This is a genomic window from Streptomyces sudanensis, from assembly GCF_023614315.1.
GTDB lineage: Bacteria > Actinomycetota > Actinomycetes > Streptomycetales > Streptomycetaceae > Streptomyces > Streptomyces sudanensis.
The window spans coordinates 1582980-1601138 of record NZ_CP095474.1; the positions used below are offsets into that span (position 1 = coordinate 1582980).

At 75.6% G+C, this 18159-nt stretch carries 14 protein-coding genes, 4 pseudogenes and 1 riboswitch; of the genes and pseudogenes, 9 read left to right on the top strand and 9 right to left on the bottom strand.

What is annotated here, in order from left to right; genetic code table 11:
• Nucleotides 1-480: 480 nt before the first annotated feature.
• Both MW084_RS07285 and MW084_RS07290 read left to right on the top strand, forming a co-directional pair.
• Nucleotides 481-1645, top strand: a 1165-nt coding sequence (locus MW084_RS07285) for a phytoene desaturase family protein (RefSeq protein WP_275563523.1), incomplete at its 3' end; no start/stop codon positions are given.
• Nucleotide 1646: 1 nt separating this feature from the next.
• A pseudogene (locus tag MW084_RS07290) lies at nucleotides 1647-1992 on the top strand (NAD(P)/FAD-dependent oxidoreductase); the annotation flags it as partial.
• 45 nt (nucleotides 1993-2037) lie between these two features.
• Here the strand turns inward: MW084_RS07290 and MW084_RS07295 are convergent.
• The 6 genes and pseudogenes from MW084_RS07295 to MW084_RS07320 all read right to left on the bottom strand — a co-directional run.
• A pseudogene (locus MW084_RS07295) lies at nucleotides 2038-2541 on the bottom strand (hypothetical protein); the annotation flags it as partial.
• A 1-nt stretch (nucleotide 2542) separates the two neighbouring features.
• Nucleotides 2543-2931: pseudogene (locus MW084_RS07300) on the bottom strand (hypothetical protein); the annotation flags it as partial.
• Between the two features lie 51 nt (nucleotides 2932-2982).
• Entirely contained in the window at nucleotides 2983-3897 is a 915-nt protein-coding gene (metF, locus tag MW084_RS07305) for a methylenetetrahydrofolate reductase [NAD(P)H] (protein ID WP_010471221.1), read from the bottom strand.
• 162 nt (nucleotides 3898-4059) lie between these two features.
• Nucleotides 4060-4737 carry a thiamine phosphate synthase gene (gene thiE / locus MW084_RS07310; RefSeq protein ID WP_010471227.1) on the bottom strand — a complete coding sequence of 226 codons (678 nt, stop codon included), beginning with the start codon at nucleotides 4735-4737 and terminating at the stop codon, nucleotides 4060-4062.
• Between the two features lie 95 nt (nucleotides 4738-4832).
• Nucleotides 4833-5198 (bottom strand): Rv2175c family DNA-binding protein, encoded by a 366-nt coding sequence (locus tag MW084_RS07315; protein WP_010471233.1) that lies wholly within the window; start codon nucleotides 5196-5198, stop codon nucleotides 4833-4835.
• A gap of 75 nt (nucleotides 5199-5273) precedes the next feature.
• Entirely contained in the window at nucleotides 5274-6563 is a 1290-nt protein-coding gene (locus tag MW084_RS07320) for an NAD(P)/FAD-dependent oxidoreductase (RefSeq protein ID WP_010471235.1), read from the bottom strand.
• A 108-nt stretch (nucleotides 6564-6671) separates the two neighbouring features.
• Nucleotides 6672-6784, top strand: a riboswitch (TPP riboswitch).
• On the opposite strand from MW084_RS07320, the gene thiO reads away from it, so the two are divergent.
• From thiO to MW084_RS07345, 5 genes and pseudogenes are all read left to right on the top strand, one after another.
• Nucleotides 6782-7933: a glycine oxidase ThiO gene (gene thiO, locus MW084_RS07325; RefSeq protein ID WP_010471237.1), complete on the top strand. Its 1152-nt coding sequence runs from the start codon at nucleotides 6782-6784 to the stop codon at nucleotides 7931-7933. Its footprint overlaps the riboswitch before it by 3 nt.
• Entirely contained in the window at nucleotides 7930-8154 is a 225-nt protein-coding gene (gene thiS / locus MW084_RS07330) for a sulfur carrier protein ThiS (protein ID WP_010471239.1), read from the top strand. The genes thiO and thiS overlap by 4 nt, the downstream gene beginning before the upstream one ends.
• Before the next feature lie 3 nt (nucleotides 8155-8157).
• A complete protein-coding gene (locus MW084_RS07335; RefSeq protein ID WP_010471241.1) occupies nucleotides 8158-8952 on the top strand; it encodes a thiazole synthase in 795 nt (264 codons plus the stop codon).
• Between the two features lie 93 nt (nucleotides 8953-9045).
• The gene (pknB, locus tag MW084_RS07340; protein ID WP_010471243.1) at nucleotides 9046-11037 is read left to right on the top strand and encodes a Stk1 family PASTA domain-containing Ser/Thr kinase; all 1992 of its coding nucleotides are present in this window, start codon (nucleotides 9046-9048) and stop codon (nucleotides 11035-11037) included.
• Between the two features lie 46 nt (nucleotides 11038-11083).
• A pseudogene (locus tag MW084_RS07345) lies at nucleotides 11084-11949 on the top strand (deoxyribonuclease IV); the annotation flags it as partial.
• Nucleotides 11950-12013: 64 nt separating this feature from the next.
• Here MW084_RS07345 and MW084_RS07350 read toward each other — a convergent pair.
• Entirely contained in the window at nucleotides 12014-12646 is a 633-nt protein-coding gene (locus tag MW084_RS07350; RefSeq protein ID WP_029553546.1) for a sulfite oxidase-like oxidoreductase, read from the bottom strand.
• Nucleotides 12647-12800: 154 nt separating this feature from the next.
• On the opposite strand from MW084_RS07350, the gene bfr reads away from it, so the two are divergent.
• A complete protein-coding gene (bfr, locus tag MW084_RS07355; protein ID WP_010471249.1) occupies nucleotides 12801-13280 on the top strand; it encodes a bacterioferritin in 480 nt (159 codons plus the stop codon).
• A 28-nt stretch (nucleotides 13281-13308) separates the two neighbouring features.
• Here the strand turns inward: bfr and MW084_RS07360 are convergent, their stop codons facing one another.
• A complete protein-coding gene (locus MW084_RS07360; RefSeq protein ID WP_010471250.1) occupies nucleotides 13309-13575 on the bottom strand; it encodes a (2Fe-2S)-binding protein in 267 nt (88 codons plus the stop codon).
• Nucleotides 13576-13743: 168 nt separating this feature from the next.
• Nucleotides 13744-15099 (bottom strand): class II 3-deoxy-7-phosphoheptulonate synthase, encoded by a 1356-nt coding sequence (locus MW084_RS07365; protein ID WP_010471251.1) that lies wholly within the window; start codon nucleotides 15097-15099, stop codon nucleotides 13744-13746.
• A gap of 188 nt (nucleotides 15100-15287) precedes the next feature.
• Between MW084_RS07365 and MW084_RS07370 the strand changes: the two genes are divergently transcribed.
• Nucleotides 15288-18122 carry an N-acetylmuramoyl-L-alanine amidase gene (locus tag MW084_RS07370; RefSeq protein WP_010471252.1) on the top strand — a complete coding sequence of 945 codons (2835 nt, stop codon included), beginning with the start codon at nucleotides 15288-15290 and terminating at the stop codon, nucleotides 18120-18122.
• Nucleotides 18123-18159: the final 37 nt, after the last annotated feature.

Sequence of the window (18159 nt, forward strand, 5' to 3'; positions counted from 1 at the left end):
CGTGGGCCGTNCCCCCGTCTCCCCCTGTCCGGACGGGGGCGCGACACCGGTTCCGCCGCCCCGTGTCGGCGGTGCCCGGGCCGCGCGCCCCTTTCCGTGGCCCCCACTCTTCCGCCCCGGCGGTCCGCGGCCCATCCGCCCGCCTACTCATCAGGGGGCCTGAGTACGGGTACTCAGGCCCCGCCGATGCCCCGGCGCACGGCCCGCGTCCACGGGAGCGGCCGACCGCGGCACCCGTCCGGCGCTCCGCGCCGGGCCCCGTGCGCGGGACGGCGTACGGGCGCGACCCCGTGCGCCCGTACGCCGTCCCGCCGGTCCCGCGCGCACGGCGCGGCACGGCCGCCGGCCGCCGCGCACCACCGGCCGGAGCCCTCTCCGGGCGGCCCGGAAAGGGCGGCGGGCCCCGGCGGACCGGCTGCGGGACGAGCTGCGCCGGGGCTTTCGGCGGGGGCTCGCGAGGGGGCTTGTAGAGTCCCCGGCATGGCACGGATTGCGGTGATCGGCGCCGGGATGGGCGCCATGGCGGCGGCCGCCCGGCTGGCCGTGGCAGGCCACCGGGTGACGGTGTACGAGCGGTCGGAGACGCACGGCGGCGGAGTGCGCCGGTTCGTGCGGGACGGCTTCGGCTTCGACACCGGCCCCGGGCTGCTGCACCTGCCCGCCGTCTACCGGGACCTGTTCGTCAAGACCGGGAAGGAGCCGCTGGAGCGGTGCGTCGGGCTGACGCAGGTCGATCCGGCGAGCCGGCACATCTTCGCGGACGGCACGGCCGTGTCGTTGCCGAACGCGTCGCGGGCCGGGGTCGTCTCGGCCCTGGACGACGCCCTCGGACGGGGTGCGGGCGAGCGGTGGGCGGCGTTCCTGAACCGGGCCCGCGACACCTGGGACCGCTCGCGCCGCCCGCTGCTGGAGGAGCCCCTGCCGGCCGACGTGGCGCCGTTCTCCCGCGACCCGTACCCCGCGCCGAGGACGGGGCTGCTGCGCCGGACCGCGGCGACCCTCGCCGAGGTGGGCCGCCGGGAGCTGGGCGGCGGGCGGCTGGCCGCCCTGCTGGAGGGGTACGCGCTGGCGTACGGGCTGGACCCGGCCACCGCTCCCCCGTCGGCGGCGGTCCTGCCGTACATGGAGCAGACCTTCGGCACCTGGTACGTGCGCGGCGGCCTGCGGGCGCTGGCGGACGCGGTGTACGCGCGGTGCCTGGAGCGGCGGGTCGAGTTCGTCTTCGGCGCCGAGGTGACCGGCGTGGTGGAGGAGGACGGGCGGGCCGCCGGGGTGGAGCTGGCGGACGGGCGGGTGGCCGGCGCCGATCTGGTGGTGGCGGGGGCGCCCGTGCCGGCCCTGTACCACGGCCACGTGGTGGCCTGGGAGCGGCAGGACGCGTGGCCGCGCTTCCAGACGGGCGTGGCGACGGGGCGGATGACCGTGTGCCTGGCGCTGCGCGGCGCGCGGGAGGAGGGCGCGGCGCACCGCACGGTGGTGCACTCCGCGGACCCGGCCGGAGAGCGGGCGTTCCTCACCGGAGGCGGGCCGCCGTGCGGGCGGCCGACCGTGGTGGTGCTGCGCCCGGACGACGCGGAGCTGCGGCCGGACGCCGGCCACGAGGCGGTCACCGTGACGGCGACGGTCCCGGCGGGCGGTCCGGGGGNCCCGGGCGACCCGTGGGGCGCGGAGGGGGTCGCGGAGGCGTTCGCGGACCGGATGGTGGAGACCGCCGGGGCGGCGGTGCCGGGGCTCCGGGAGCGGTTGCTGTGGCGCGAGGTGCGCACCCCGGCGCACACCGCGGAGGAGACCGGCAGCCGGCGCGTGCCCGCCCCCGCGCTGGCGGGCGGGGGCGGCGTCCACCTGCCGGCGGCCAACGCCGCGCCGCTGCCGGGTCTGTACTTCGCCGGCGGCTGGTCGCACCCGGGTGGCGGGCTGGCGCACGCCGGGATGTCGGGGGCGCTGGTCGCCGGGCTCGTCGTGGAGGGCGCCGGCTTCCGCGGCTCCCGGTAGCCGGCGCCGCGGACGCGCCGCCCGGCGGGTGCCGGGCGGCCGGGCTCAGCGGTGCTGCCGCCGGGCGTCCTGGTCGTGGTCGTACGGGTACGGGAGGTGCGGCGGGAGCGGCGGGAACTGCTGCGTGCCGTCGCGCTGGGGCGGCACCCACACGCCGCCGGGCGGCGTGTCCGAGGGGTACTGCGGGACGGGGTGGGGCTGCCCGTACGGGTCGGGGACGTCGTACTGCGGGGCGCCGGCGGGGGCCGGGTCGGCGTACGGGCCGGGGAAGGCCGCGTACTGCTGCGTGCCGTGGCCGTGGTCCGGAGCGGGGGCGGGGGCGGGGGCGTACGGGCCGTACGCCGGGTGCTCCCCGTACCCGTCCGCCGGGCCGCCGTAGGGCGCCGGCCCGGCGCCGTAGGCCTCCGGCCGGTCCCCGTACGCACCCGGGTAGGCGTCGTAGGCCTCCGGCCGGTCCCCGTAGGCGCCCGGGTCGTGCGCGGCGGACGGGTCGGTGGGGGCCGGCTGCGGCGGGTGGGCGCCGTCGGTGCCGTACGCGCCGGTCTCCTCNGGCAGCGGCCCGTCGGCGGCGGGGGACCCGGGGGGCTGCGGGGCGTCGTAGGCGAGCCCGGTGACCTCCAGTGCGGGGCCGCCCCGGCCCTCCCCCGCGGTCCTGCGGCGCCGGCTGGCACCGGGCCTGCCGCCCAGGGCCCAGCCGGTGGAGAAGCCCCGCAGGAAGGACAGCGTGACGAGGGTCTGCCCGACGCCGAACGCCGCCGCGCCCGCGATGATCAGGACGAGCGACGACACGAGGACGCCGGCGACGACGCCGAGGAAGCCGGCGAAGGCCAGCAGGCGCCAGCGCAGCCGTGCCTTGTACTGCAGCAGCACCTCGCCCAGGAGCCAGAGCGCGACGACGCCGAACGCGATGTACAGGACCGTCCACCAGCTCCAGTCCATGCCCGCCCCTCTCCTTCGGCCGCCGCCCCGGGACGCGACGGGTACGGCCGGTCAGGACTGCGGGTGCAGTCCGAGATTCTCGTAGATCTCGAGTGTCGCCGTGGAGTTGTTCAGCGTGATGAAGTGCAGTCCGGGCACGCCCTCGGACAGCAGCCGCGTGCAGAACTCCGTCGCGAACTCGATTCCCAAGGAGCGTACAGCGGCCGGGTCGTCCTCGACCGCGAGGATCCGCTCCCTGACGGCCGCGGGGAAGTGCGCGTTGCTGAGCTGCGGGAGCCGGTCCAGCTGCCGGACGGCCGTGACGGGCATGACCTCGGGGATGATCGGCGTGTCGCAGCCCGCGGCGGCGACCCGGTCGCGCAGGCGCAGGTAGCTCTCGGGGGCGAAGAACATCTGCGTGATGGCGTAGTCGGCGCCGGCCCGGCACTTGTCGACGAAGTGGCGGACGTCGGTGTCCCAGTCCGTGGACCGGGGGTGCATCTCGGGGAAGGCGGCGACCCCCACGCAGAAGTCGCCGGCCTCCTTGACCAGCCGGACGAGGTCGGCCGCGTAGTGCAGTCCCCGCGGGTGCGGGACCCACTCCCCCATCGGGTCGCCGGGCGGGTCGCCGCGCAGGGCGAGGATGTTGCGGATGCCGACGTCGGCGAACTGGCCGACCATGTTGCGCAGTTCGGCGACCGAGTGGCCCACGGCCGTCAGGTGGGCGACGGGCGTGAGCGTGGTGTCGGCGGCGATCCGCTCGGTGGCCCTGACGGTCCCGGCGCGGGTGGAGCCGCCGGCCCCGTACGTCACGGAGACGAAGCTCGGGGCCACCGCCTCCACCCGGCGCAGCGCGCCCCAGAGGTTCCGCTCGCCCTTCTCGGTCTTGGGCGCCCAGAACTCGAAGGAGTACGTGGTGCCGTCCGCGAGCAGGTCGCGCACCGTGCGCGCGCGGTCCGACCTGGTGGAGGGGGTGCCGAGGGCCATACGGGCAGGTTAGCCACCCGGCGGTGGACCACCCAACCGGAGCAGCTCGTTTCGCCCGCTTTCGCCGGAATACCGTCCGACAGGTGGACGGCCGCGGGGGGCGGAGTGCCCGTTTGCCCGCTTCTCCGTCCCGGAATGCGGACGCTCCCGCGGCGGTCCGGGTCAGCCGGCCGCCGCGGGGAGCGCGTCGGCGGCCCGCTCGCGTATCCGGCGGGCCAGCTCGGCCGCCGCGGCGGCGGGATCGTCCGCCTCGGTGACGGCGCGGACGACGACGACGCGGCGGGCTCCGGCGTCCAGGACCCGGTCGAGGTTCCCGGCGTCGATGCCGCCGATCGCGAACCAGGGCCGGTCCTGGCCGAGGGAGGCGGCGTACCGCACGAGGCCCAGGCCCGGCGCGTGCCGTCCGGGCTTGGTGGGCGTGGGCCAGCAGGGGCCGGTGCAGAAGTAGTCCACGCCCGGTTCGGCGACGGCCGCGTCGACCTCCGCCTCGGCGTGCGTGGACCGCCCGATCAGCACCCGGTCGCCGAGGATCGCGCGGGCGGCCGGGACCGGCAGGTCGCCCTGCCCGAGGTGCAGCACGTCGGACGCGGCGGCGTGCGCCACGTCGGCCCGGTCGTTCACGGCGAGGAGCCTGCCGTGCCGGCGGCAGGCGTCGGCGAACACCGCGAGGTGCTCCAGCTCCTCACCGGCCTCCATGCCCTTGTCGCGCAGTTGGACGATGTCGACCCCGGCGGCCAGGACCGCGTCGAGGAACTCCGGCAGGTCGCCCTGGCGCCTGCGTGCGTCCGTGCACAGGTACAGCCTTGCGTCGGCCAGGGCCTCGCGGGCGCTGGTGGGCATGAGGTGCTCCCCCCGGGTCGGTGCGGCGGCGCGCTGCCGGGACCCCCGGTCCCGGGTCCGCGCGCCGCCCGGTGTCGGTGCGGTGGTGGTCGGGCTCAGACGGCGAGCGCCTGGGCGCGGCGCTTCACCTCGGTGCCGCGGTTCTCCGCCAGGGCCTGCGCGGGCGTGCCCGGCAGGGACGGGTCCGGCGTGAAGAGCCACTCCAGCATCTCCTCGTCGGTGAAGCCGTCGTCCCTCAGCAGCGTCAGGGTGCCGGAGAGGCCCTTGACGACCCTGCCGTCCCGGATGAAGGCGGCGGGCACCTGGAGCGCCCGGTTCTCACCGCGGCGCACGGCGATCAGCTGGCCTTCCTTGACGAGCTGCCGCACCCTGGTCACCTCCACGCCGAGCAGCTCGGCGATGTCGGGGAGGTACAGCCAGGCGGGGACGAGCGCGTCGATCTTCGTGTCAATCTCGGTCACACGACAAGCGTGCCATCCCGCACCGACAGCCGGTAGCCGGGCCCGCCGTCCGGGCCACGGGTCCGTGCCGGGCCGTCACCCGCGGACCGCGGACTTCAGCGGCACCTCCGGGTCCGCGACCAGCGCCGGGTCGAGCGGGGTGCCGGCCTCGACGAGCCGCCGCCCCTGCGCCAGGTCGCGCGGCCGGCCCACCGCGAGCAGCGCCACCAGGGCGCCCTCCCGCAGCCACGCCAGGGTCCATCCCGGGCCGGCGGGGTCGCCGCGCCGGACGGTGGTGTCGGCGGACGCGTGGTGCCCCGCGTACTGGACGAAGCGGCCGAACTGCTCGGACCAGAAGTACGGCACCGGGTCGTACGGCGGCGGCTCCCCGCCCGTGACGGCGGCGGCGACCGTGCGCGGCCCCTGCAGGGCGTTGTCCCAGTGGTGGACGAGGAGCCTGGTGCCGTAGCGGGCCGAGGGGAACGAGGCGCAGTCGCCGACCGCGTACACGTCCGGCACGGAGGTGCGCAGGCGGTCGTCGGCGACGACCGCGCCGTCCGGGCCGAGCTCCACGCCGGAGCCGCGCAGCCAGCCGGTGGCGGGCCGCGCGCCGATGCCGACGACGACGGCCCCGGCGGGCAGGACGCGCCCGTCGGCGAGGACGACCCGGCCCGGCTCGACCCGCTCCACGCGCGCGCCGGTCAGCAGCCGGACACCGCTCTCCTCGTACCAGGCGGCCATCGGCCCGGTGGCCTCGGCGGGCAGCGCCCCGGCGAGCGGCCGGGCGGCGGCCTCCACGACGGTGACCGCGCAGCCCGCCTCCCGGGCGGCCGTGGCGAACTCGGCGCCGATCCAGCCGGCGCCGACGACGACCACGTCGTGCCGCTCGGCGAGGACCGGGCGCAGCCGCCCGGCGTCGTCCAGGGTCCGCAGCAGGTGGACGCCGGGCACGCCCTCGGAGCCGGGCAGGGTCAGCGGGACGGCGCCGGTCGCGACGACCAGCACGTCGTACGGGACGGGGCCGGCCTCCGTGTCGACCTCGTGGTCGCCCGGGCGCAGCCCGGTCACCTCGACGCCGAGGCGCAGTTCCACGTCGAGCGACTCGAAGTCCACCTCGAACGCGGAGCCCTCGGCGTGTCCGAGCAGGTACGCCTTGGACAGCGGCGGCCGGTCGTACGGCTGGTGGGGCTCGGCGCCCAGGACCAGCAGCGGCCCTGTGAACCCCCGCTCGCGCAGGGCGACGGCGGTCTGCACCCCGGCCATCCCGGCGCCGACGACGACCACCCGCCGCCCGTCCACCGGGGGGTCCACGGGCGCGGGGCCCGCGTCCGCGGCGGCGGGTGCCCGCCGCCGGTCCGGCTGCTCGTCGTGCCGCTGCTCGCTCACGCGATCACCTTACGCAGCCGCCGCGCCGCCGGGGAACCGTTCCGGCCGGTGCCGGGGCCGCGCCGGCTCCCTTAACGGCCGCCGGGGGGTGGGGTTAGTCTGGCCGGGCCAGAACATCGCGGGAGCCCGGCGCACCGGGCTGAGAGGGAGGCTTGCGCGGCCTCCGACCGTATGAACCTGATCCGGGTCATGCCGGCGAAGGGAGGGGCTGGACGCCCATGTCACGCAGTACGTCGGACGTCCTCGTCATCGGGGGCGGGATCATCGGCCTGGTCACGGCCTGGCGGGCGGCGCAGCGCGGACTGAGCGCCGCCGTGGCGGACCCGGAGCCGGGCGGCGGCGCCGCCCGGGTGGCGGCGGGGATGCTCGCCGCGGTGACGGAGCTGCACTACGGGGAGGAGACGCTCCTCGGCCTCAACCTGGCCTCCGCGCAACGGTATCCGGACTTCGTCGCCGAGCTCCAGGACGCCGCCGGCCTGGACGTCGGCTTCCGCACCGCCGGCACGCTCGCCGTGGCGCTGGACGCCGACGACCGGGCCCACCTGCGGGAGCTGCACGCGCTGCAACTGCGGTGCGGGCTCGCCTCGGAGTGGCTGACGGGCCGGGAGTGCCGCCGTCTGGAGCCGATGCTGGCGCCGGGCGTGCGGGGCGGGCTGCGCGTCGACGGCGACCACCAGGTCGATCCGCGGCGCCTCGCGGCGGCGCTGGTGGCGGCCTGCGAGCGGGCCGGGGTGGTCTTCCACCGGGCGCGGGCGGACCGCCTGTCGGTGGTGCGGGACCGGGCGGCGGGCGCGGTCCTGTCGGACGGCGCCCGGCCGGCGGCGGGCCAGGTGGTGCTGGCCGCGGGGAGCCTGAGCGGCCGGCTGGAGGGCGTGCCGGACGCGGTGCTGCCGCCGGTGCGCCCGGTGAAGGGGCAGGTGCTGCGGCTGGCGGTACCGAAGGCGTACGCGCCGTTCCTGAGCCGGACGGTGCGGGCGGTCGTCCGGGGCGGCCACGTGTACCTGGTGCCGCGCGAGAACGGCGAACTGGTCGTCGGGGCGACGAGCGAGGAGATGGGATGGGACACCACGGTCACCGCGGGCGGGGTGTACGAGCTGCTGCGCGACGCCCACGAGCTGGTGCCGGGCGTCACGGAGCTGCCGCTCACCGAGACGTGCGCCGGGCTGCGGCCCGGCTCGCCCGACAACGCGCCGCTGCTGGGCCCGTCCGCGCTGCCGGGCCTGCACCTGGCGACCGGCCACCACCGCAACGGCGTGCTGCTCACCCCGATCACCGGCGATGTGATGGCCGCCGTGCTGACGACCGGGGAACTGCCCGATTCCGCCCGCGCGTTCACGCCCGCCCGATTCACCCCCGCAGGAGTGTCATGACGAACCGGACACGCGCCGCCGTCACCGTCTCGGTGAACGGCGAGCCGCGCGAGCTCACCGCCCCGGCCACCCTCGACGCGCTGGTGGCCACGCTGACCGCGGCCCCCTCCGGAGTGGCCGCGGCCGTCAACGAGACGGTCGTCCCGCGCGGCGGATGGGCCTCCACCGTCCTCGCCGACGGCGACCGGGTCGAGGTCCTCACCGCCGTGCAGGGGGGCTGAGCCGTGGCCGACGACCGCCTCACCATCGCCGGGACCTCCTTCGACTCCCGGCTGATCATGGGTACGGGCGGGGCGCCCAGCCTCGACGTGCTGGAGCGGGCCCTCGTGGCGAGCGGCACGGAGCTGACGACGGTGGCGATGCGGCGGATCGACCCGTCCGTCCACGGTTCGGTGCTGTCCGTGCTGGACCGGCTGGGCGTCCGGGTCCTGCCCAACACCGCCGGGTGCTTCACGGCGGGCGAGGCCGTGCTGACGGCCCGCCTCGCCCGCGAGGCGCTCGGCACGGACTGGGTGAAGCTGGAGGTGGTGGCGGACGAGCGGACGCTGCTGCCGGATCCGGTCGAGCTGCTGGACGCGGCGGAGACGCTGGTCGACGACGGTTTCACCGTCCTGCCGTACACCAGTGACGACCCGGTCCTCGCGCGGAGGCTGGAGGACGTGGGCTGCGCGGCGGTCATGCCGCTGGGGTCGCCCATCGGATCCGGGCTCGGCATCCGCAACCCGCACAACTTCGAGCTGATCGTGGAGCGGGCGCGCGTACCGGTGATCCTGGACGCGGGCGCGGGGACGGCGTCGGACGCGGCGCTGGCGATGGAGCTGGGCTGCGCGGCGGTGATGCTGGCGTCCGCGGTGACCCGGGCGCAGGAGCCGGTGCTGATGGCGGAGGCGATGCGGCACGCGGTGGAGGCCGGGCGGCTCGCCCACCGGGCCGGCCGGATCCCGCGCCGCCACTTCGCGCACGCCTCCTCCCCCGCCGAGGGCCGCGCCGCCCTCGACCCGGAGCGGCCGGCCTTCTGAGCGGCGCCCGCGCCCGCCGCCGTCCCGTCCGCCGGGAGCCGCGGCGGGCGGGGNGGNGNNCNNGGGCCCGGCGGGGCTCGTAGACTCGGGCCCGTGGACACGACCCTTCACGACCCGCTCGTCGGCCGGCTGCTCGACGGCCGCTACCGCGTCGACGCGCGCATCGCCGTCGGCGGCATGGCCACGGTCTACCGGGCGGTCGACACCCGCCTCGACCGGGACCTCGCCCTGAAGGTGATGCACCCGTCGCTGGCGGCCGACGCGTCGTTCGTGGAGCGGTTCATCCGCGAGGCGAAGTCCGTGGCGCGGCTCTCCCACCCGAACGTGGTCGGCGTCTTCGACCAGGGCGAGGACGGGCCGTACGTGTACCTGGCGATGGAGTACGTCGCCGGCTGCACGCTCCGCGACGTGCTGCGGGAACGCGGGGCGCTGTCCCCGCGGGCGGCGCTGGACGTCCTGGAGCCGGTGCTCGCCGCGCTCGGGGCGGCGCACCGGGCCGGGTTCGTCCACCGCGACATGAAGCCGGAGAACGTCCTGATCGGCGACGACGGCCGGGTCAAGGTCGCCGACTTCGGCCTGGTCCGGGCGGTCGGCACGGCCACCCACACGACCGGCGCGGTGCTGGGCACCGTGTCGTACCTGGCTCCCGAGCAGATCGAGCACGGCACCGCCGACACCCGCACCGACGTGTACGCGTGCGGGGTCGTCCTGTACGAGATGCTGACCGGCGGCAAGCCGCACGGCGGCGACACGCCCGCCCAGGTCCTCTACCGGCACCTGAACGACGACGTCCCCGCCCCCTCGGCCGCCTTCCCCGGCCTCGCGCCGGAGCTGGACGCGCTCGTGGCCGGCGCCGCGGCGCGGGACGCCGGGGCCCGCCCGCACGACGCCGTGGCGCTGCTCTCCCGGGTCCGTGCCGTGCGGGCCGCCCTCGGCGACGCGCAACTGGACCTGGCGCCGCCGGGCGGACGGGGCGCGGCGCGCACGGACGGGGCGCCCGCCGGCGCGGGCGCCGGGCCCGACGACGTGACGAGCGTCGTCGCCCGTCCGCTGTCCGCGGCCGGGGACGTGGAGCGCACCAGCCTGCTGGGGATGTCCCCGGAGTCCGCCACGCGCCCGCAGCCGCTCCCCGAACCGCCCGCGGCGGCCGGAGGGGCGCCCCGCCGCGGCGTCCCGGCGCTGCTCTCCGGGCCGCGGCGGGGGGCGGTGGCGGCCCTGGCGGCCGTGCTGCTGCTCCTCGGGGCCGGCGCCGTCGTCTGGTACGTCGGCTTCGGCCAGTTCACCCGGGTGCCCGCCACGGGGGTGCTCGGCAAGACCCGGGCGGACGCCGAGCGGCGGCTCGCGGACGAGGGGCTCGCCGTCGGTTCGACGCGCGAGGAGTTCAGCAGCGCGTACGAGCGGGGCACGGTCATGGGGACGGACCCGGCGCCCGGCGAGCGCATCCGCGGCAACGGCTCGGTGGACCTCGTCCTCTCGCGCGGCCCGGAGATCGTCCGGGTGCCGGACCTCAGGGGGCAGCCGCTGGCCGCCGCGAAGGAGCGGCTGCGCCGGGCGGGGCTGGCGGCGGGCGTCGTCACCCGGGAGTTCGACGCCGAGGTGGCGAGGGGCTCGGTCGTCGGCACCGATCCGCCGGCGGGCACCGAGCGGTCCCCGGACGCCGCCGTGGCGCTGGTCGTCAGCAGGGGCGCCCCGATCGTCGTGCCGAACGCCGCCGGGCGGTCGCCGGAGGCGGCCCGCACCGCCCTGACCGGCGCCGGACTGCGGGTGGAGGTCGCCGGGGAGCGCGTCCACTCGCCGCATCCGGCCGGCTCGGTCGCCGCCCAGTCCCTCCCGGCCGGTGCCCGCGCCGCCGAGGGGGACACCGTGACGCTCACCCTCTCCAAGGGCCCCCGGCCGGTCGCCGTGCCGGACGTGACGGGTCAGGACGTCGGCGACGCCGTGCGCAGGCTGGAGGACGCGGGCTTCGAGGTGAAGGTCGAAAGGTCGTTCCCGTACCTCGGCGACACCGTCGGCGCGCAGTCCGTGCCCGGCGGCGGCACCGCCCCCGAGGGCAGCATGATCACCCTCAGGGTCGAGGGGCTCTGACCGCCCGTGTCCCTCCGAACCCCCGGCCCCGCCCGGCNNGACGTGNGCGCCTCCCGCCCCGTCGGCGCCCACGTCCCGGTGGCCGGCGGCCTGGCCGCCACCGGACTCGCCCGCGCCCGTGAACTCGGCGCGGAGGCCGTCCAGGTCTTCGTCGCCAACCCGCGCGGCTGGGCCGCCCCGGCCGGCGACCCGGCGCAGGACGCGGCGTTCCGCGACGGGTGCGCGCAGGACGGCATACCGGCGTACGTCCACGCCCCGTACCTGATCAACTTCGGCTCGCACACCGGGGCGACCGCCGAGCGGTCCGTGGAGTCCCTGCGGCACTCGCTGCGCCGGGCCCGCGCGATCGGCGCCCTGGGCGTCGTCGTCCACACGGGTTCGGCGACCGGCGGGCGGCCCCGCGCGGAGGCGCTGGCACAGGTGCGGGAGCTGATGCTGCCGCTGCTGGACGAGCTCACGCACGACGACGACCCGTTCCTGCTGCTGGAGGCGACGGCCGGGCAGGGCTCCTCGCTCTGCTCCCGGGTCCGGGACTTCGGGCCGTACTTCGAGGCGCTGGACGCCCACCCGCGGCTCGGCGTCTGCCTGGACACCTGCCACGTCTTCGCCGCCGGCCATGACCTGGCCGGGGCCGGCGGGATGCGCGGGACGCTGGACCTGCTGGTGGAGACGGTCGGCGAGGGCCGGCTGAAGCTCGTCCACGCCAACGACTCCAAGGACGTGGCCGGGGCGCGCAGGGACCGGCACGCCAACATCGGCGCCGGGCACATCGGCGAGGGGCCCTTCGCGGAGCTGATGCGCCACCCCGCCACGGAGGGCGTGCCGCTGGTCATCGAGACACCGGGCGGCACGGAGCGGCACGCCGAGGACGTGGCGCGGCTGAAGGCCCTGCGGGCGGCCCCCCGCCCCTGACCCCGGCGGGCGGCCGGCGGTCCGGCACCGCGGCCGGCCGGGCCGGGCCCGCGGGCGCGCGGGGTCAGAGCTCCGGGCCGTCCCCCGGCTTCTCCTGGTACGAGTAGCGCTGCTCGGCCCACGGGTCGCCGATGTTGTGGTAGCCGCGCTCCTCCCAGAAGCCGCGGCGGTCGGCGGTCAGGTACTCGACGCCGCGGACCCACTTGGGGCCCTTCCAGGCGTACAGGTGGGGGACGACGAGCCGGAGCGGGAAGCCGTGCTCGGCGGTGAGCGGCTCGCCGTCCTTGTGGGTGGCGAAGACCGTGTGTTCGGAGGCGAAGTCCGACAGCCGCATGTTGGCGCTGAAACCGTACTCGGCCCACACCATCACATGGCCGGCGTCGGGAGCCGGCGGGGCCAGTTCCAGGACCGTGCGCGCGAGGACTCCTCCCCATTCGGCGCCGACCATGCTGAACCGCGTGACGCAGTGCAGGTCGGCGACGACGGTGGAGTACGGCAGCGCGGTGAACTCCTCGTGGTCCCAGCGGTGCCTCCCGCCGTCCGCCGTGGCGCCGAAGACGCGGAAGTCCCAGCGCTCGGGGCGGAACCGGGGGACGGGGCCGTAGTGGGTGACCGGCCAGCCGCGCTGCAGGCGCTGCCCCGGCGGAAGCACGGGCTCCTCCGCCGTCCGGTGTTCCCCGCTCTCCGGCCGACCCATCCCCCCATGGTGGCAGACCGGGAGGGATGGGGACGACCGAAGCAGGGGAGGAATAGGGCAAGATCTCATAAGTACCTACTTACTGGACGACACGTACCGGCGGTGCGAGGATGCGCGCATCCCGCCCCCTACCCATGCGGAAGGAGCCTCTGCGATGCAGGGCGACCCCGAGGTCATCGAGTTCCTCAACGAGCAGCTGACCGCCGAACTGACCGCGATCAACCAGTACTTCCTGCACGCGAAGATGCAGGAGAACTTCGGGTGGACGAAGCTGGCGAAGTACACCCGCGCGGAGTCCTTCGACGAGATGAAGCACGCCGAGGTGCTCACGGACCGGATCCTCTTCCTGGAGGGCCTGCCGAACTACCAGCGGCTCTTCCACGTCCGTGTGGGCCAGACGGTGACGGAGATGTTCCACGCCGACCGCGAGGTCGAGGTCGAGGCGATCGACCGGCTGCGCCGGGGCATCCAGGTGATGCGCGACAAGGGCGACATCACCTCGGCCAACATCTTCGAGTCGATCCTCGCGGACGAGGAGCACCACATCGACTACCTGGACACCCAGCTGGAGCTGGTGCAGAAGCTCGGGGAGTCGCTCTACCTGTCCACGATCGTCGAGCAGCCGGAGGGCTAGCGGACCGGGCCGGGACGGGGCGGGCCTCTCAGGCGGCCTCGGAGAGGTCCCGGAGCGCCGGGGACGGGACCGCGGGAGCCGGCAGGGGGGCGGACGGCACCGGGCCGCTCCGCTCGGCGGGCCCGCTCCGCGGGGAGGCGCCCCGGCCCAGGATGGCCTGGATGCGGCGCACGCAGGAACCGCAGTCGGTGCCCGCCTTGCAGGCGGAGGCTATCTGGCGCGGGGTGCAGGCACCGGCTTCGGCGTGCTCCCTCACCTGCTTCTCGGTGACGCCGAAGCACGAGCAGACGTACACGCGGGTCACCCTCCTGCAGGCCGCGGCCGACACCCCCCGCCTGGTCGGTGAGGTTAACCTAACCTTACCTGCGGGGTGCGGCGTGCGAAAGCCCGGGGCGTCCCCGGAGACGGCGGTGGGGCGCCGATCACACGGATCCGCGCCCCACCACCGTCCCGGCGGTCCCGCTCACTGGTCCCGGTACATCTCCGCCACCAGGAACGCCAGGTCCAGCGACTGGCTGCGGTTGAGCCGCGGGTCGCAGGCCGTCTCGTAGCGCTGGTGCAGGTCGTCGACGAAGATCTCGTCGCCGCCGCCCACGCATTCGGTGACGTCGTCGCCGGTCAGCTCGACGTGGATGCCACCCGGGTGCGTACCGAGCGCCTTGTGGACCTCGAAGAAGCCCTTGACCTCGTCCAGGACGTCGTCGAAGCGGCGCGTCTTGTGGCCGGAGGCCGCCTCGAAGGTGTTGCCGTGCATCGGGTCGGTGACCCAGGCGACGACCGCGCCCGCCGCCGTGACCTTCTCGACCAGCTCGGGGAGCCTGTCGCGGACCTTGTCGGCGCCCATGCGGACGATGAAGGTCAGCCGGCCCGGCTCGCGCTCCGGGTCCAGGCGGTCGACGTAGGTGAGCGCCTCGTCGACCGTGGTCGTCGGGCCGAGCTTGACGCCGATCGGGTTGCGGATCCGGGACGCGAACTCGATGTGCGCGTGGTCCAGCTGGCGGGTGCGCTCGCCGATCCACAGCATGTGGCCCGACGTGTCGTACAGGTCGCCGGTGCGCGAGTCGACACGGGTCATCGCCGACTCGTAGGCGAGGAGCAGCGCCTCGTGGGAGGCGAAGAACTCGACCGTGCGGAACTCGGCCGGGTCCGTGCCGCACGCCTTCATGAAGCTGAGGGCGTTGTCGATCTCGCGGGCCAGCTGCTCGTACCGCTGGCCGGACGGGGAGGACTTCACGAAGTCCTGGTTCCAGGCGTGCACCTGCCGCAGGTCGGCGTAACCGCCGGTGGTGAAGGCGCGCACCAGGTTCAGGGTGGAGGCCGACGCCTGGTACATGCGCTTCAGGCGCTGCGGGTCCGGGACGCGCGCCTCCTCGGTGAAGTCGAAGCCGTTGACGGAGTCGCCGCGGTACGTCGGCAGGGTCACCCCGTCGCGGGTCTCGGTGGGCTTGGAGCGCGGCTTCGCGTACTGGCCGGCGATCCGCCCCACCTTCACCACGGGCACCGAGGCGGCGTACGTCAGCACGGCGCCCATCTGCAGGAGCGTCTTCAGCTTGGCCCGGATGTCCTCGGCGCCCACCGCGTCGAAGGACTCCGCGCAGTCCCCGCCCTGGAGCAGGAACGCCTCGCCCCGGGCGACGGCCCCCATCCGGGCGCGCAGCTGGTCGCACTCCCCCGCGAAGACGAGCGGCGGATACGCTTCGAGGTCGGCGATCACGTCGCGCAGAGCCTCGGCGTCCGGGTACTCGGGCTGCTGCGCCGCGGGCAGGTCTCGCCAGGTCGCCCGGGCGGCGACGGCGTGGGTGTCAGCGTTCACGGTCACCTCGACCACATTACGCGCTCCGGACAGACGCCACGGATGGGACCAGGAAATGAGACGGGGCCCCCTCCCGGCCGGGTCGCGGAGGCGGCCGGCGACCCGCCCGGTCCGGGCGCGGTCCGGTTTGATAGCGTCACGCGCTCTTGGGCCAAACGACGTGCCCGGCCGCGAACTTCACACAGGGGTGGGACTTGAGCGCCGACCATCGACGAGACCGCAAGAAGAAGAGACTCCTGATCTACGGCATAGCCTCGGCGCTGGCCGTCGCCACGACCGCCGGCACCCTCGCCGTGGCGTCCCCGGGCCTCCTCGGCTCCTCCGACGCCGTGGCCGCGGCCCCGGGCACGGAGCTGCAGGCCGGATTCGAGAGGGCCGCCCGCGAGTTCGACGTCCCGGTGAGCGTGCTGATGGCGGTGTCGTACCGGCAGACGCGCTGGGAGAGCCACGACGGCCTGCCCAGCACCACCGGTGCGTACAACGTCATGGCACTCACCCAGGTCGACCCGGAGGACCTGGAGGACGGCCACGGCCACGGGGACGACGAGCACCGCCTCGCCCACATGAACCGCAGCGGCGACCCGAACGTCGAGAAGCACTTCGACGCGGAGAAGGCGCTGAAGTCGGTCCGCAAGAAGCCCGTCGACACCGACGACCCGCGGCTGCACACGCTGGACGAGGCCGCCGGGCTGATCGACGCCTCCCCCGAAGCGGTGCGCGAGGACCCCGCGCAGAGCGTCCGCGCCGGCGCGGCGCTCCTCGCCGAGTACCAGCGCGAGGCCACCGGCTCCCTGCCCGACGACCCGGGCGCGTGGTACCCGGCCGTCGCCCGCTACAGCCAGGCCCCCGACCGCAAGGGCGCCCAGCTGTTCGCGAAGCGCGTCTTCGAGTCGATCCGGACCGGCGAGCAGCGGATCACCGGCGACGGCCAGCGGCTGTCCCTGCCGGCCGACCCGTCCGTGAAGCCGGCCCCGTCGGCGAAGGTCCCGCTCGCCGCGACCTTCGCCAGTGCGAGCGCCGTCCCGCTGCCCGACTGCCCGACCGGCCTGAACTGCGACTTCCGCCCAGCCGCGTACAAGCAGAACAGCGGCCCGGACGACTGGGGCAACTACAACGTCGCCAACCGCCCGGCGAACGGCCACGACATCCGGTACATCGCCATCCACGACACGGAGGGCAGCTACGACGGGTCGCTCGCGGTCTTCCAGAACTCCAACACCTACGCCAGCGCCCACTACATGGTCCGCGCCTCCGACGGCCTGGTCACCCAGCTGGTGGAGAACAAGAACGAGGCGTGGCACGCCGGCAACAAGACCCTCAACGTGCACTCGATCGGCATCGAGCACGAGGGCTACGCCATCAAGGAGGGGAGCTGGTACACGGAGCCGCAGTACGAGTCGTCCGCGGCGCTCGTGAAGCACCTCGCCGCCAAGTACGGCATCCCGCTCGACCGCGAGCACATCATCGGCCACGACGAGATCCCCGGCGTCCTGGACACCAAGGTCCGCGCCCAGCACTGGGACCCGGGCCCGTTCTGGGACTGGAACCACTACATGTCGCTGATGGGCGCCCCCACGGGTGCCGGCGGCGCGGGCGGCCCGCTCAAGGCGGGGCAGCTCGTCCGCTTCGTCCCGCCGTTCACCACGGCGAACCAGCCGAAGCTGACGAACAACGGCGCCGCGGTCACCCCGCAGCCGGCGAACTTCGGCTACCTCTACACGTCGCCCTCCACCGGCTCGGCCACGATCGGCGACCCCTACCTGGGCGCGCAGACCTGGAGCGAGGGCTGGAACTGGGGCAACAAGCTCGTCGCCGGCGGCACGTACGTCGTCGCCGAGGCGCGCAACGACTGGACGGCGATCTGGTACGGCGGCCAGAAGGCGTGGTTCCGCAACCCGGGCGGCCAGTACACCGCACCCGTGAAGTCCGGGACCGTGCTGCGGGCGAAGGCCGGCGTGACCGTCAAGGTGTACGGGCGCAGCTACCCCGAGGACGCGGCGTACGCGGGCACGGGCGTGCCGGTGCAGGACCAGAACACCGCGCACCTGACCAAGTACAGCCTCCCGGCCGGGCAGCTGTACACGCTGGCCGGCGCGGCCGTGCCGGGCACGTACTACTACGGCGGCACCTTCGACGGCACGGGCACCGGCTCCCGGACCCTGGTCCGGGGGAGCAACTCCTTCTACCCCATCCGCTACAACCACCGCTTCGCGTGGGTCAGCGCGGACGACGTGGAGAAGGTCGAGCCCACCGCCCCCGACCCGGGCACCGACCGCTACAACACCCTCGCCCGCGACGCCTCCGGCGTGCTGTGGCAGTACCAGGGCACCGGCGGCGCGGCCTCCCCGTTCTTCACCCGCTACCGGGTCGGCAGCGGCTGGGGCGCGTACAACATGGTCACCTCGATGACGGCGCTGCGCGCGGACGGCACGGGCGACGCGGTGGCCCGCGACGGCTCCGGCGGCCTGTGGTACTACCGGGGCAGCGGCAACCCGTCGGCACCGTTCGCCGCCCGGACGTACGTCGGCAGGGGCTGGCAGATCTACAACCTGATGAGCGGCGCCCGGGACCTCACCGGCGACGGCGTCGCGGACCTCGTCGCCCGCGACGGCTCCGGCTACCTGTGGCTGTACAAGGGCACCGGCAGCGCGACCGCGCCGTTCGCCGCCCGCGTCTCCGTCGGCAGGGGCTGGCAGGTGTACCCCGCGATGGCCGACACCGGCGACCTCACCGGCGACGGCAGGGCCGACATGGTCGCCCGCGACGGCTCCGGCTACCTGTGGCTGTACCAGGGCACCGGCAGCGCGACCGCGCCGTTCGCCGCCCGCGTCTCCGTCGGCAGGGGCTGGCAGATCTACAACACGCTGCTCGGCCCGAGCGACCTCAACAAGGACGGCCGGCCCGACCTGATCGCCCGCGACGGCAACGGCGAGCTGTGGTTCTACCGGGGCACCGGCAGCGCCACCTCCCCGTTCGCCGCCCGCACGACGATCGGCAAGGGCTGGCAGATCTACAACCTGTTCGTCTGACGCACCCGCCCTCGCGGGCGCGCACCGGCCCGCGGCA